Source organism: Cupriavidus sp. SK-3 (assembly GCF_000611145.1).
GTDB lineage: Bacteria > Pseudomonadota > Gammaproteobacteria > Burkholderiales > Burkholderiaceae > Cupriavidus.
In genome coordinates, this window is sequence record NZ_JFJV02000213.1 from 1 (window position 1) to 13453 (window position 13453).

General features: G+C 62.9%; 16 protein-coding genes. 15 read left to right on the top strand and 1 reads right to left on the bottom strand.

Translation table 11 applies throughout. The features are described 5' to 3' along the window. Positions 1–54: 54 nt before the first annotated feature. The 15 genes from CF70_RS20700 (at position 55) to CF70_RS20770 (ending at position 12935) form a co-directional block, all read left to right on the top strand. The gene (locus CF70_RS20700; RefSeq protein WP_035868834.1) at positions 55–1197 is read left to right on the top strand and encodes a PRTRC system protein F; all 1143 of its coding nucleotides are present in this window, start codon (positions 55–57) and stop codon (positions 1195–1197) included. Between the two features lie 10 nt (positions 1198–1207). After that, positions 1208–1930, top strand: a complete 723-nt coding sequence (locus CF70_RS20705) for a PRTRC system protein B (protein WP_035868837.1) — start codon at positions 1208–1210, stop codon at positions 1928–1930. A 2-nt stretch (positions 1931–1932) separates the two neighbouring features. Then, complete coding sequence (locus CF70_RS20710) at positions 1933–2574, top strand: PRTRC system protein A (protein WP_035868840.1); 642 nt, start codon at positions 1933–1935, stop codon at positions 2572–2574. Beyond that, positions 2571–3464 carry a PRTRC system ThiF family protein gene (locus CF70_RS20715; protein WP_235185134.1) on the top strand — a complete coding sequence of 298 codons (894 nt, stop codon included), beginning with the start codon at positions 2571–2573 and terminating at the stop codon, positions 3462–3464. The genes CF70_RS20710 and CF70_RS20715 overlap by 4 nt, the downstream gene beginning before the upstream one ends. 111 nt (positions 3465–3575) lie before the next feature. Further along, positions 3576–4301: a hypothetical protein gene (locus CF70_RS20720; protein ID WP_035868843.1), complete on the top strand. Its 726-nt coding sequence runs from the start codon at positions 3576–3578 to the stop codon at positions 4299–4301. 163 nt (positions 4302–4464) lie between these two features. Continuing rightward, complete coding sequence (locus tag CF70_RS20725; RefSeq protein WP_035868846.1) at positions 4465–4938, top strand: glycine zipper 2TM domain-containing protein; 474 nt, start codon at positions 4465–4467, stop codon at positions 4936–4938. A gap of 86 nt (positions 4939–5024) precedes the next feature. Continuing rightward, positions 5025–5429, top strand: coding sequence for a hypothetical protein (locus CF70_RS20730; RefSeq protein WP_035868848.1), 405 nt, complete (start codon positions 5025–5027; stop codon positions 5427–5429). A 180-nt stretch (positions 5430–5609) separates the two neighbouring features. Then, a complete protein-coding gene (locus tag CF70_RS20735) occupies positions 5610–5990 on the top strand; it encodes a hypothetical protein (RefSeq protein ID WP_035868851.1) in 381 nt (126 codons plus the stop codon). Between the two features lie 9 nt (positions 5991–5999). Further along, the gene (locus tag CF70_RS20740) at positions 6000–6470 is read left to right on the top strand and encodes a hypothetical protein (RefSeq protein WP_035868853.1); all 471 of its coding nucleotides are present in this window, start codon (positions 6000–6002) and stop codon (positions 6468–6470) included. Positions 6471–6733: 263 nt separating this feature from the next. Further along, positions 6734–7126, top strand: coding sequence for a hypothetical protein (locus CF70_RS20745; RefSeq protein WP_035868857.1), 393 nt, complete (start codon positions 6734–6736; stop codon positions 7124–7126). 68 nt (positions 7127–7194) lie between these two features. Next, a complete protein-coding gene (locus tag CF70_RS20750) occupies positions 7195–8754 on the top strand; it encodes a hypothetical protein (protein WP_035868859.1) in 1560 nt (519 codons plus the stop codon). 267 nt (positions 8755–9021) lie between these two features. After that, positions 9022–10047 (top strand): ATP-binding protein, encoded by a 1026-nt coding sequence (locus CF70_RS20755; RefSeq protein WP_035868863.1) that lies wholly within the window; start codon positions 9022–9024, stop codon positions 10045–10047. Positions 10048–10156: 109 nt separating this feature from the next. Beyond that, positions 10157–11074: a hypothetical protein gene (locus tag CF70_RS20760; protein ID WP_035868864.1), complete on the top strand. Its 918-nt coding sequence runs from the start codon at positions 10157–10159 to the stop codon at positions 11072–11074. Positions 11075–11081: 7 nt separating this feature from the next. Continuing rightward, complete coding sequence (locus CF70_RS20765) at positions 11082–12248, top strand: DUF2201 family putative metallopeptidase (protein ID WP_035868997.1); 1167 nt, start codon at positions 11082–11084, stop codon at positions 12246–12248. A 303-nt stretch (positions 12249–12551) separates the two neighbouring features. Further along, positions 12552–12935 carry a hypothetical protein gene (locus CF70_RS20770; RefSeq protein WP_035868869.1) on the top strand — a complete coding sequence of 128 codons (384 nt, stop codon included), beginning with the start codon at positions 12552–12554 and terminating at the stop codon, positions 12933–12935. A 108-nt stretch (positions 12936–13043) separates the two neighbouring features. Here the strand turns inward: CF70_RS20770 and CF70_RS20775 are convergent, their stop codons facing one another. Next, complete coding sequence (locus CF70_RS20775; RefSeq protein WP_035868872.1) at positions 13044–13451, bottom strand: bactofilin family protein; 408 nt, start codon at positions 13449–13451, stop codon at positions 13044–13046. Positions 13452–13453 lie beyond the last annotated feature (2 nt).

Genomic DNA, 13453 nt, shown 5'->3' on the forward strand with positions numbered 1-13453 from the left:
GTTAAGGTAAAAGTTCGAAGGGGCGGTTTTTGTACATTCTGAGGAGACCCAACAATGTTGTTCGATCCTCGGTCGTTTGTTCCTGACATCCATCCGGGACAGCAACCCGCATGGACGCCACACCGAAAGCATCCCGCTGCCGGAGGTCGGCCTGCCCATGATTTTCTGACGCTGCCGAAGCTTCCAGACTCTGTACCAGCTACTGCGCGCCTCACCTATGGCGATGAGATGGAGGTCGTGGATCTGGTGCTCGCGCAGTTTGCGGCCGGCATGCTAAGGGCTAGCGATGTGTCGAACCCGACCAGTGCGGGGGATGCTCTCGCACAGGCCATGTTCGCATGGCTGGGTAAGCGAATCCCAACGTGTCAGCGATTGCAGTTCGGCGTGACGCTGATTGATCGCGGCGCTGCCATGGACCAGGTCATGCAGTTCGGCTGGGAAGACGGGCTTGAAGCGCCGCTCTACCTGGCCATCGAATTGCCCGGCGAGGAGGTCTATGCGATCGGGGAAGCGCGGGCGCAAGCCATTCGTGCGGCCCACCCGTCGTTGCTCTTCACCGCAATGAACCTGATCAATGCCGCGTGCGGCAAGTCGCTGTTCGTCCGTACGCCTGACATGCTGCTGGACCAGTTCGCCCGCTGGCATTGGGATCACGACGCGACCCTGGCCGACGATGAGAACGCCCGGCAGTTCCTCAAAGAGAACTTCGGCGGCGAGGAAGCCGACATCGAGCGCTATCTGCCGTCGGTGGTGCGCGCCGAGCTTGCACCGGACGACACCCTGCCACTGTATGCGCACGTTGATGCGGCTTCCGCGCATCTGCGGGAGCTGGGTCCGCGCAACTTGCGCGCTCTGGCTCGCTTGCATAGTGGGTGGCTGGGCGAGCTTTGTACGGCGCTCGCCGACCTTCGGCTGCTGCTGGCCAGGGCGGGGGAGCGGTCGGCCATCGCCGGCGCCCAATGGGCGGAGCCGGCCTATTCGGCCGCGACCATCGCCTATCGTCCCAGTGACTATGTGTCGGAGATCCTTGACGACCACTATGAATGCCTGAACAACGCTGGCGACGCCACGATGTTCCAGTGCTTCATTCCTCTTGCAGACGACGCCGCGGCGATCCGCCAGCAGTTCCGCGATATGGCGGACATGCTGCAAATCATCGGCGCGCTTGACCGCGTGCTCACACACATTTCTTCATAGGAGGGCCCCCATGGCCGAGATCCTGACCACTTCGCGGTCGCATGACGTGGTCCTGCAAGGGGCCATTTTGCTTTATGGCCGCGCTGTCGGAGACTTTTCGTATGCCACTGCGCATCGAATTGAAACGGACGGAAACACCGGCCGCCCTGTGATCGGGGCCGGCACGCCGCTCAATCGGCTGGCGCTGATTCAAGCGGTGCGCCAGGTCGCCGAGGCCTCGTTGCCAAAGGGCGAGTTCCTGACGCCCAATGTGCTGTCGATCAGCCCCGCCGCAGTGACGTGGTGGAGTCCAGCAGCGCATCGCCGTGTGTTCTTCAACTGCAAGGAGCTTGGCGAGTGCAGCGCCGTGGTGCCGCATCCGGCCCTCGTTTTCCAGGCGTCGCACACGGGGTTCCGTGTCTTCGCACTGCCCGGGCAGGAGCGGCCGGTGTCGGCAACGGTGCTTTTCGAGCCGCCTTACTTCAATACGTGGGACAACGGGAAGATCTGCATTGGGAGCGCACATGTGCCAAAGCAGATCGACGTCGCCTCCATTGCAGGCTGGGAATCCGGGTTCTTCAACTCGGCATTCACCCATCCCAACCACGGCGGCCAGCGCGTGAAGTACAAGCGCGGCGCCTACGCCTTCTGGAAGGACATGCTTGACGGGAAGTTTCCGGACTACCCGAGGCAGGTTCTCATCCCCATGAAACGTACGCTGGCCGATCTGATCGCCGGCAAATTGGACCATTGACCATGCATCCTGCTGATGTGACCCTGCAACAATCCTTCCCGTCCATCATGGTTCCGCGCCTTTCCACGCTCGAACCCATGACCCGGGCGGGGGAACGGCTGCTCATCGCAGCCAACGGTGTGTTCCTCGAGATCACGCGGCCCTGGCTAAAGGTCGTTCGCCGGCTCGGCGGTTTCCAGCATCGCACGACCATCCCGTATGGCAACGCGAGCGAAGAGACCGATCTTCTGTGCGGCCGCATTCCCGCACGATTGATCGGCGAGTTTGCCGAAATGGCGCGCACCGCGTATCCCAAGGAAACGGGTGCGTGGGTGGTGTGGAATACTACGAGCCAGGCCTTCAGGCTGGTGCCAGTGCAGATCCTCGAGCACAGTGCTGGCCACCTGAAGTATGACCGGCCAGCGCTGGCAGACGATGATGTGCTGGTCGTGGACTGCCACTCCCATGGCCGATCGCCGGCCTACTTCTCGTCGACGGACGATGTGGACGACCAGCACGACGTGAAGTTTGCGTTCGTGTTGGGCAACTGCGCTGCGCCTGTCCCTTCCATGGCCCTGAGGCTCTGTGCCAAGGGCATCTTCGAGGCGGTGGAGAGCGTGCCGGCAGAGTGGTACGCAGCTGCCAGCCTGGAGGTCGTGTCATGATCGAGCATCGTATTCCCGAGGTCATGACCCGACGCGCCTGGAATGTCGTCGTCGTTGGTGCTGGCGGTACCGGCAGCGCCTTGCTTCCCAATCTGGCGCGGCTGCATCACGCCATGCTTGAGCTGGGCCACCCCGGTGGCATCGAGTGCACGGTCTACGATGACGATACGGTCAGCGAGACCAATGTCGGCCGCCAGGGCTTCTATCCCGTGGACGTCGGTCAGCCCAAGGCGACTTTGCTGGTCAACCGGCTCAACAATCTGATGGGCACGCGCTGGGAAGCGCGCGTCTGTCGCGTTGGTAGCCGGGATCGCTTTACCTGCGACATGGTGGTCGGGTGCGTCGACACACGTAAGGCTCGCAAGGCCATCCTGGGCGCGATGAGCCGGGGGACCGGTGGCTACTATCTTGACTGCGGCAACGAGTCGGACAGTGGCCAGGTCATCCTCGGTCAGGTTCGCGGCAAGGCCGCTGAGCGACTGCCTCACGTGGGCGATCTCTTTCCGGCGCTGTTGGACCCGAAAGGGGACAAGAAGGACACGGCTCCGTCGTGCTCCATGGCCGAAGCACTTAGCAAGCAGTCGCTGGTCATCAACCAGGCGATGGCGGTGCAAGCGTACAACCTGCTGTGGACGCTGTTTCGCACGGGCACCCTGCAGTACTGCGGCGCGTTCGTGAATCTGGCGGTTGGTCGCACGAACCCGCTGCCAGTTGATCCTCAGGCTTGGGAACGATTCGGGTATCACCTCCCCGAGCCGAAGCGGCGGGGGGGAACCCCCCCCCGGAGCCGAAGCGGCGGGCGAAACCCGCCCCGCGCCGAGCCGGTTGAGCCCGTCATCTCCGCGTTGTTGGGGATGGCTTTTCCCTTTGGCGCGTTCGGGTTGCATTAATCCGGGGCCTGTTTGACCGTTATACCCGCGCCGCTGGCGCGAACCACCTTCATCAACCCCTTGGGGCACTAGCCCTGCGGGCGTGCTCCATCTCTTACCTTGGAGCACTTCATGAGCCATTCTTCCAACACGCCGCGCGCTTATCGTCGCATCTTCGTGACCGGGAGCTGGCTGCCGGACAACACAGCGGTCGGCGCCTACTGGAACGGCACGATGTGGAACGGCTTTCCGGTCCCTATGTTCACACGCGAAGACGGCGACGGACTCTGTGCGGCCATGCCGAACCTTGTCTACGTGGAGCGCCGGCAGGCGTTCCTTTTCGACGAAAATCAGCAAGTTGAATGGTTTCGTCCCTCGATCGCCGTGGTGGACGGCAAGGAACAGCACCTCTACGCAATCGGCGATGGCTGGTGTTGGCAGTTCGCGGACTACGCGGTCGATCCGAACCTGGAGAACTGGCTTGCGGGTAGCTACCTGCAACTTCACCTGCGACCAAGTGTGCGGGCGTGGATCCAGGAACTCGCATGGGCGAATGGCCAGTCGCTGGAGCACCACGCCGAATTTCTTCTGGCGTGTTTCTGCGAAGAGCGCAGAGACGGGCGGCCCAAGTTCGATCTATCCGGCTTCGAGGCTACAGCGTCGCGCGCGCAGCACACAACACCCATTTCGGGTGGCGATGCTGTGCGCGCGCGCCGTGGGCCGTGGCTCAATGTCGTAGACGCTGTGTTGTCGCTTGTCGCAGCCGAAGACGGCGGCGAGCCATCGAGGCTCTCGCGCGAGATATTTGCAGAAGTCGTGCTGGATGGTCTCGCTCGCGAGCTCGGCGGTGTGGTGTAGCCGGACCGCTCCACATTCTCCGCCGAGCCTGCTACCATTACGTTACCTACCGCGTCTCAGACGCATCGACCCTTCCGGTTGTATAGCCGGACAACTCTTCTCTCCCCACCTACGGGCCTTCCTGCCCGTGGGCATGTTGGCCTTTTTTTCCCCTGAGGCCATCATGTTCAAGCGATTCTTTCTGCTTTTCCTTTGCTGCGCCATTTTCACCGGCTGCGCTGCACAGCCGACTTCGCCGAACACCTATCGGGGTTCCGAAGCGCTGCGCCGTGGTGGTGCCGAAGCTGTCACGGTCCTCCGGGTCCGACCGGTCACGATTGTCGACAGCGACGGATTGATGTCCGCAAACACCGGCGTGCCTGGCGTTCTTGGTGCCGTTGTCGGCGCGGTCCTTGGCGCTCGCGTCATTGGTAACGGCAACGGTCGTTACCTGGCTGGCGCCTTGTCGGGCACCGTCTCCGCGGTGATCGCGCAGACGGCGGCCAACCATCTGGGCCGCCGCGACGGTGTTGAGGTCATTGTCCGCACGGACAACGGCCGGCAAATCGTCGTCACCCAGGATGCCGATCAGCAGTTCGTCACTGGCGAGCAGCTGTACCTCGTCTCGTGTGCCGGTGGCTATCGCCTGACTCGCTAACGGGCTCCAGTCCGGAGCCTCGTCTCTTTCACCTTCCCCACGCGGGCCTCCCGCGCGGGGGGCTCTGTCGCGACCTGGAGTTCACCATGTTCGACGTTGCAGAAGCATCACCCATCACCATTACCCCGATCGAAACGAAAGGGAAATACATGTTTGAAGTCGCGGATGGCATCCGTCGGCAACTGCGCAGTGCTGGGCTCGAGCCGGAATGGCTGAACGCCGCCAACTTTATGGATGACGACAACGAAGCCTTGTACGGTCCGAAGTCGTCCCGTCAGTGGCCCCAGTTCGGTGCACGTGAACGGCTTGCCGTCTCCGTGCATCGTGGCTGGTCGGAAGGATGGGCGGTCTTCGTTGACCGCGTTGGTTATACCGACGATGCGTCCAACCTGGTCACCACTGCCCAGAAACTGTTGGTCGGCAAGATGCTGTCCGAGCGCCAAGCTTGGGACACTGTCCGCGCGATCAGCAAGATGTTCGATATTGCCTGATATCCAGGCCTATCCATTCGCAAGCCCGGGAGGGCTTGCCCAACCCCTTGGGGTTCGGCAAGTCGCTTTCACCCGCGTCATCGACGCATCGACCCACTGTCCGGCAACTCCGGACCAACCCATTGCGGGACACTCGTCCCGACAAGGGAGGGGATGTCCCCATCTGATTCGAGGATATCCATGAAGCTTCCCAAGTCTCTTCTTCGTCCCCACGCTCCCGGCAATCCGGCAGCATGCCTGGTGCTGCGTCGCGACGCATGCCGCATGCTGCGCCGCTTTGCCGGTGACATGGCATTGCGCCCACGCGATTACACGATCCGTGAGCATCGTCAACGCCGGCGCGAGGTGGCCGTGTTCGCGCTTCAGACGGAATCGTTGCTGCTCGAGATCCAGCATCGGCCAGGCGCCGACGGCATTCGCATGTCCTATCGGACGTGCCGCGGTCGCAATGACCTCAGCGGTGGCAGCAACAACGCCATCGACTTGCCTTCACTCTCCACCGATGAGGGCTATACCAATCTGCTGACCACGCTTCGCGTGGTTGCCGGTCGGCGCAGCTGAGGGATCATCATGACGACTCTTATCAAGGTCACATTCACATCGACGGCAGGCGAGGAGATCAACGGTCAGGCGCAGTTCGAGCCGATGTCTGAGCTCGTGACGCTGCCCTCACGATTGCTTGAGCTTGTAAAGCGAGCCAGGGCTGCAGGTGATGGGCATGCCCTCGTCGCACATGAGGACGGGTATCGCTATCCGCTGGAGCCGGTTGAAGTTGGTGTCTACCAGCTTGACCGCTCGCGTCGGCATCGGCAAAGGCTGCTGGAGCAAGCCTGGAAGGCTGTTACGGCTCCAACCAAGGATCAGCGGCAGCAGTCTGGCCGCTTTGCACACACGCTGTCAGCCGCTGCGCTCATCGGCGCCAGCGTCTACGTGGGGTCTAGCAACGTATGGACGCTGATCGCCCTAACCGACGTACTTTGCCTCGTCGGCGTCGGCGCTGCACTATTTCTCGTCGGCACAGTTCTTTCCAAAGGAGACTGAGCTATGACTCTCGGCCTTTTTGTATTGATTCTCGGCGGTGCCATCTCGGCCTTCCTGCTCTGGGCAGACCGAAACGGTCGTCGTGTACACAAAGACTAAGCGCTGTTTCGTCCAGGCCCAGCCATTTGCGGTCGCAAGTCCGCAAGCGCCGATCCAATCGGCTCACCGCATGAACGCACTCCACATAAGGATTGCGTTTTCATTTCCAGACCCACACGGGCGTCGTCCCGATGGGGCGGCTCCCTCCCAAAGGAGTATCCCCAATGGACGACATCGTCTATGGCGCTGGCTCGGCCAGCTATCCTGCTGGCGTGCTGGTGCGCGTTGGCCTCTATGGCTCGAACCTGCGCCCGGCACTCCAGCTGGTCTGCGCTGACGATGGCATGCCCTATGCCTCGCTCAGCGTGAACTTGCCGGAGGCGCCATTGCTCGCCGGCGAATTCTGTGTGGCGGCCGACTGGAACCTGCCCGCAGACCTGAAAGCGGCGTTGCTTGCCACCGGCAAGTTCGCTGACACGGGCCGCGGTACCGCAGGCTGCGACCAGGGCGGCTCTATCTGGCGCATCACGTGTCCCGAGCTGCTGTCGCAGGTTGCGGCTGCCCGGATTGTCGCCAGCCGGTCCCGTCCGACCCCGCGCATGGCCGCCTTCGCTTAGCACTACATCCCATTCCAACCCTTTCGGGGCACGTCCCCGAAGGGGCGTGCTCCGTCCTGGAGCACATCATGTATGTCATCACCCTCGGCCAGCGTGCCGAAACTCGCACGACGCTCGCCGGCGTGCTGCATCTGCTCAACGACGACCGAGGCGAGACGGCCCAGCCGCGCTTCGAAGAGATCGCGGTGCGCCACGTGGAGGGCGGCAACATCCCCGTTGTGTGCCTGTCGCATGGCAAGCTCGGCGTTCGTCCTGGCGGAAGCGCCCGTTCGATTCTCGCGCGGGTCATCGATGAGGTGGATCGCTTCCTCGTGCGCGTGGGCGGAAAGGTCCTGCGGCCGCAGGAAATGAGTCGTGCCTCCTGGGGTGCCGTACTGGCGGCGGGCCGCTTGGCCTACTTCCCGGAGGAAGCCATCGACTTGTCACAAGGCGCGGCCGGACCGCTGTTCCAGACGGCGGATCTCTTCGAGAAGTCGGGGCCCTTCGACATTGCGCAGTACGTGCAGTCCGAATTTGTCCGGCGCTTTGGCTATGGCACCAACGGGCCGTTGTACGACCCAGCGCAGATCCCGAACGCCCGTCATGAAGTGCACGTCGCGTACGCGCTCTTGCGAGGCGAAAAGCTTCGTGAGTGTGTGCTGAACACGTACCGCGACAATCCGCGCTTCGGGCGGTCGGACCTGGACTGGCTGGAGCCGCTGATCGCTGTGCCTGCACTGCGTGGCGCGCTGCCGGCCCATCACCTGCAGGCTCTCTGCCGTCTCCTGCGACTTGAGAAGATCGCAATCACGCCGCAGAACGCGCCGAAGCTCCTGGCGATCGTTCGACGCGTCCCTGCCGACGGCACCGATGTGCACATGGACGACGCCCTGTACGAGGCTGGCGTACTTGCACCACGGCCCACCCCTGTGGCGCGCCCGGCGGAGGGGCAGGCCGCAGCGCCCGTCTCTGCGCTTGCCTCGCGGATTCATCACCTCATCACGCAGCGGCAGTTCCATGCGACGATGGATAGGGCGAAAGCGCAGCGCGAAGCGTTGGAGATCAGCCAGCGGCATTTCGATGATATTGCCAGGCGCGCGGTGCATGCTCGCGTGTCGACCAGCTTCGACTGGCCCAACAAGGTTGCACTGGCGGTCCTTCAACGGGACGTGGCCACGCTTCTGCATATCTTCGACAATCCGAAGGACTGGAATGTCGACTCCAAGCGTGCCTTGCGCGAAGAGCTCGACGTCGATCTGCTGCAATGCACGGCGTCGGTTCGTCGCCAACGCATCTTTGAGATGTGCGGCTTCTCCGCGGCGGAGCAACAACGCTGGGAGCAGCAGGCGGCGGCCGCGAAAGCTAACCGGCTGGCGTTGCAGGATTTCGAGGATGCCCGCACGCGGGCTGAGGCGTCGAACTGGCGGCTTGAGAGCGGGAAGGTACTCAATGGCCGTGAGTACGTGGACTTCTGCATTGCCGAGGGCTTCTCGGAGATCGTCGATGTGCCGCGCGGCCGCGCGCGCGAATATCACATCCGCGATCCGCGCCGCAGCATGTCCCGACGCCTGCGCGCCAAGGATGGCACGCTGGCCTATGCCAGGGCAAAGCTGGCGCAGGCCGGAACGCCCAGGGCGCTCGCAGCCTGAATGAACTTACCCCTGGCCAAGCGGCCGGGGGATTTCCCTGAAACACATAGCAAAGGTGCGAGTTTTCAGCGGCACCGAACGTCACGTCGTCAGTTAGCCTCTGTCTATCGCGAGCTGTGTTCGCACTGATCGGAATCAGTCCAAACACAGTTTCACCCGCGTCCTGGACGCATCGACCCCAACGCCGGCCTGCCGGCCATCTCTTGAACCTCCCCACAGGGACCGCTCCCTGTGGGGACGGCCTGTGGGATCCCCCTAAGGAATCCCATGGAACTCAGTCCTTCCCAACTGCAGAAGCTGCTTGCTGCTTGCATTCCGGACACGCTGCCCGTCCTCGTGACGGGTGCGCCTGGCATCGGCAAGAGCGATCTCGTCGCCCAGGCCGCCGCGGACGCTGGCCATGAGCTGCTCATCTCTCATCCCGTGGTCGAAGATCCGACCGACTCGAAGGGCTTGCCCTTCCCGTCATCCGACGGCGCCCATGCACGCTTCCTGCCCTTTGGGGATCTGGAGCGTGCCCTGAACGCACGGCGGCCAATGGTCTGGTTCATCGACGACCTGGGCCAGGCGGCGCCAGCCGTCCAGGCAGCCAAAATGCAGCTGCTGCTGGCCCGCCGGATCGGCGAGCATGCTTTGCCGCCACATGTCACCTTCGTTGCCGCGACCAACCGCCGTGTCGACAACGCCGGTGTCTCCAACATTCTCGATCCGCTGAAGTCGCGCTTCGCGACCATCGTGGAACTGACAACCTCGGTCGAGGACTGGACGCGCTGGGCGGTAGCAACGAACCAGCCGCCGGAGCTGATCGCGTTCTTGCGCTTCAAGCCTGATCTGCTGCTGTCCGAAGACCGGACCCGGGAAATCGAGAACCTTCCCAGCCCCCGAAGCTGGGGGATGGTCGGCAAGCTGTCGAAGGTGGTGCCTGCCGAACTCGAGCATGTAGCCTTCGCCGGCGCTGTCGGGGAGGGCGCTGCGACGGAGTTTGTCTCGTTCAAGCGCTTATTCCGCCAGATGCCGTCTCCGGATGGCGTACTTGCGGCGCCCGCCACCGCACCGATCCCGACCGATGTCGCGGTGCAGTACGGCATTGCCACGGCGCTCGCGCGCCTGGCCAACGCCAACAACTTCGATCGCGTGATGGTCTATGCGAACCGGCTCCACGAAGCGGGGCTCGGCGAGTTTGCCGTGCTTCTTGTGCGGGACGCCGTGGAGCGCGATGCGTCGATCGCCAGCACCCCTGCATTCATCGTGGCGCAGGGCGGCCCGATCGGGGCTCACATCCGCGGCGAGTAAAGCCGCCTTTCTGCAACAGCAACACATCTGCCGGCCGGCTCGGGTCTACCCGAGTCGGCCTTTTTCCTTTCCGCTGCCGCTTTGCGGCACATCCCTCTGAGGATTCATCATGAACATTACCAACCTGACGTCCCGCGTCATGCTGTCGACCCTCAACATCTCCGTCTGGCGCGCACGTCGCTTCGATACCCGTGCTACGAAGGAGGTGGAGGCCAAGCACGAAGCCAAGGACATCGGTCGCTTCAACAAGCGGCTGCTGACCGACGGTGCAACGTCCTACAAGGAGGTCTGCGCCATTGGCAATCGTGCACGCTCGCTGTTCGATAGCCACTCGCTCGACTACGACCAGCTGGGCGTGCGTCTGCTGCCCACGACCGTCTACATGGAGGTCGCTGAGAAGCTGCGTGCCCTGCGCGACGAGTTCGACGGCGCCACGGCGCAGTTCCTGGCCGACTATCCGCGCCTGAAGGACGAAGCACGGGTCGCGCTCAACGGTCTCTTCGACGAGGCGGATTATCCGACCGAGGCAGAGCTGCGCAAGAAGTTCGGTATCCGCTTCTCCGTGCTGCCTTTCCCCGATGCTAGCCAGTTCGGCATCGATCTGCCGCCCGACGTGCTACAAGGCCTCCGCGATCAGATGGACGCGCGAGTCATGGGCGCTGTGAAAACGGCCAACAACGACCTCGTCGGCCGTCTGTATGAGGCCGTGCAACACTTCGCCAACCGCCTGTACGGGGAGGGCAACGTGCGGCTTGACGTGGCCGACAAGTTGCGTGAGCTTAGTGCGCTGCTGCCGAAGCTGAACTTCTCGGACGACCCCGCGCTTGCGGCCATCCTCGCCAAGACTCAGGATCAGCTTGCCTGCTACACCGGGGCGCAGCTCAAGGATGACCCGTTGCTGCGGCTGAACGTGACTGAGCGCGCGATGGAAATCGAAGCGCAGATGGCCGCATTCATGGGCGGCCCGCAGCCGGCGATGACGCGCGAGCGGAGCGACATGCCCATGCTCCAATTGCTTGCTGCGTGAGGTTGCCATGCATGCGCGAATCGTGAAGCAACGCGCGGCGCTGGTGCTATCGCAACCGTTCTTCGGTGCGCTGGCCCTGCGCCTGGCCCTCGTTGAGGATCCTGCCTGCGAGAGCCTGTGGGTCGATGGCGTGCGCCTGGGCTACAACCCGGCGTATGTCACGTCCCTGGATGACCTCGAGCTGCGGGGCGTCCTCGCGCACGAAGTGCTCCACGTGGCCAATGGCCATTGTTGGCGCATGGGCGCGCGGGACCAGGAGCGGTGGAACCGCGCGTGTGACTACGCGGTGAACCCGCTGGTGCTCAACGCCCAGTTCAAGCTGCCTCAGGGCGTCTTGCTGGATGGGCGATACCTGGGCAAGTCGGCTGAGGAAATCTACGCGATGCTGCGACAGGAAGAATCGTCGCAGCAGCCGGATGCCGCGGCGGGCGGCGGCTCGGGAACTGGGTCGTCACCGCAAGCCAGTGGCCAGCAGCCAGCACCACTGTCGACAGGATGTGGCGAGGTCCGGCAATACACGGGCGCGGACCGGCCGACGGTGGAGGGCGAATGGCGCGTAGCCGTGAATCAGGCTGCGAAAGCGGCCAAGATGCGCGGCGCGCTGCCTGGCGACCTTGAGCACCTGGTGGAAGCCGCGCTTCGGCCGTCTGTTGACTGGCGAGCGGTGCTGCACCGCTTCGCCGCCCAGGCGGCCCGGTCGGACTACAGCTGGAAGGTGCCCAACCGTCGTTATGCCCATTTGGGCCTCTATCTGCCGTCGTTGCATTCCGAAGCGGTGGGAGACGCGGTGTTCGTGCGCGACTCCAGCGGCTCGGTCTTCGACGAGACGCAGCGGCAGTTTGCGGCGGAGATTATTGCGCTGCACCAACAGCTGCAGCCGGCTCGGCTCATCGTCATCGATTGCGATACGCGGGTCTCGCAGGTCCAGGTTTTCGAGCGTGACGAGGTGGTTGATCTCCGGCCGTTGAAGGGTGGGGGAGGAACTAGCTTTAAGCCGCCATTCGTATATCTGGAGCAGGAGGGAATCGAGCCCGCCTTCCTCGTCTACCTCACGGACCTGTATGGGGCGTTCCCTGCCGCGGCACCGGCCTATCCAGCCCTCTGGGCTTCAGTCACGCCGTTGGACCGCATCGCCGCACCTCCTTTCGGTGAATGCGTAGAGGTGATCGTTTGACCTAAGCCCTGGCTCCGGCCGGGGCGCTTGGAACGAAGTCACTACTGAGCTGTCAATTCCTGTCACCCTCAAGCGAGCCACAAACGTGCCGATGGTGGGTACCGAAGTGGTCGTAGCAGGCTCCAGCCCCGGCGCGCCCGGGGCTCTTCTTTTTGGATTCCTATGTCAGCAAGCATTGTTCAATCCGAAGTATGTGGTCGGACTATTCGCGTCGCCGAAACAACGGCAGGTGCCAGTCGCAGTGAGCGGCTGGACCATTGCCAAAGGCGGCGCGCGGGTTGCCGGCAGGCCGAGGAGCGAGCTTTGGAACCCCAGCTTCAAGTGACGGACGTCGACCGCCTGCCGCGACATGGCATCGCCCTGCGTGTCGACGAGTGGTTTTCAGTTGCCCACAACGGACATTCCTCGCCGTTTGACGACTGGCTCCCGATTGTTGCAATGCCCGTGCAATCTGCAATTGTGGGCATGCGATTGTCGCAAGGCAATGTCGCGTTCGAGCTGCGCCACGGCAAGCAATACGCGATCGAAGACTCGGTGCATGGCGGTCGGACATTTCAATGCATCATTGACAGCTGCGTGCCGCTTGTGGCCTTCATTGACGCGCGAGGCAGCCGAGGACCGTGGATCACGGTCCGAAATCTCTTTACTATCGAAGAGATCGTGAGCATGCGGGAACTGAGTGAATGAAAAAGGAAAGGGCCCGACGCGTCTGCGTGTCGGGCCCTTGTTCTTTACCGTTTTGGGAGAAAGACGACGCTTACGTGCGAGCTTTCCGGAAAATTGCCTTGAGCATGCTCATACTTTTGCCGCCGGCTCGGCCTCCGTCGTCGGCGCGGTGGCTTCGATTGTCGACTCCAGAGCGTCGCCATAGGTGAGGGTGGGAACGCGCGAAATGTTCCCCTCCAAGGCTGCAGAGGTTCCAAGCCGGATGGTACCGGCATAGGCAATCCGGCCTTTCACACGACCATTGATATGCAAGGAAATCCGGGCCGCCACATCTCCCTCGACGGTGCCATCAATTAGCACGTGATCGCCTTCAACGGTGCCACGAATCAGCCCTTCCGCACCGATATGGACCAAGCCTCGGGACGAACGCAAATCGCCGTCGACCAGGCCAAAACAGCTGACGCCGTGATCGCAGGCCATGTGCCCATGGATGCTGAGGCCCGCTTGAATCAAGCTGAAAGTTCGTTGCTGGGTCATAT

What these genes read in the sequence shown, in the direction of transcription:
- CF70_RS20700 (WP_035868834.1), top strand. Translation starts at nt 55, where the DNA reads ATGTTGTTCGATCCTCGGTCGTTTGTTCCTGACATCCATCCGGGACAG.
- CF70_RS20705 (WP_035868837.1), top strand. Translation starts at nt 1,208, where the DNA reads ATGGCCGAGATCCTGACCACTTCGCGGTCGCATGACGTGGTCCTGCAA.
- CF70_RS20710 (WP_035868840.1), top strand. Translation starts at nt 1,933, where the DNA reads ATGCATCCTGCTGATGTGACCCTGCAACAATCCTTCCCGTCCATCATG.
- CF70_RS20715 (WP_235185134.1), top strand. Translation starts at nt 2,571, where the DNA reads ATGATCGAGCATCGTATTCCCGAGGTCATGACCCGACGCGCCTGGAAT.
- CF70_RS20720 (WP_035868843.1), top strand. Translation starts at nt 3,576, where the DNA reads ATGAGCCATTCTTCCAACACGCCGCGCGCTTATCGTCGCATCTTCGTG.
- CF70_RS20725 (WP_035868846.1), top strand. Translation starts at nt 4,465, where the DNA reads ATGTTCAAGCGATTCTTTCTGCTTTTCCTTTGCTGCGCCATTTTCACC.
- CF70_RS20730 (WP_035868848.1), top strand. Translation starts at nt 5,025, where the DNA reads ATGTTCGACGTTGCAGAAGCATCACCCATCACCATTACCCCGATCGAA.
- CF70_RS20735 (WP_035868851.1), top strand. Translation starts at nt 5,610, where the DNA reads ATGAAGCTTCCCAAGTCTCTTCTTCGTCCCCACGCTCCCGGCAATCCG.
- CF70_RS20740 (WP_035868853.1), top strand. Translation starts at nt 6,000, where the DNA reads ATGACGACTCTTATCAAGGTCACATTCACATCGACGGCAGGCGAGGAG.
- CF70_RS20745 (WP_035868857.1), top strand. Translation starts at nt 6,734, where the DNA reads ATGGACGACATCGTCTATGGCGCTGGCTCGGCCAGCTATCCTGCTGGC.
- CF70_RS20750 (WP_035868859.1), top strand. Translation starts at nt 7,195, where the DNA reads ATGTATGTCATCACCCTCGGCCAGCGTGCCGAAACTCGCACGACGCTC.
- CF70_RS20755 (WP_035868863.1), top strand. Translation starts at nt 9,022, where the DNA reads ATGGAACTCAGTCCTTCCCAACTGCAGAAGCTGCTTGCTGCTTGCATT.
- CF70_RS20760 (WP_035868864.1), top strand. Translation starts at nt 10,157, where the DNA reads ATGAACATTACCAACCTGACGTCCCGCGTCATGCTGTCGACCCTCAAC.
- CF70_RS20765 (WP_035868997.1), top strand. Translation starts at nt 11,082, where the DNA reads ATGCATGCGCGAATCGTGAAGCAACGCGCGGCGCTGGTGCTATCGCAA.
- CF70_RS20775 (WP_035868872.1), bottom strand. Translation starts at nt 13,451, where the DNA reads ATGACCCAGCAACGAACTTTCAGCTTGATTCAAGCGGGCCTCAGCATC.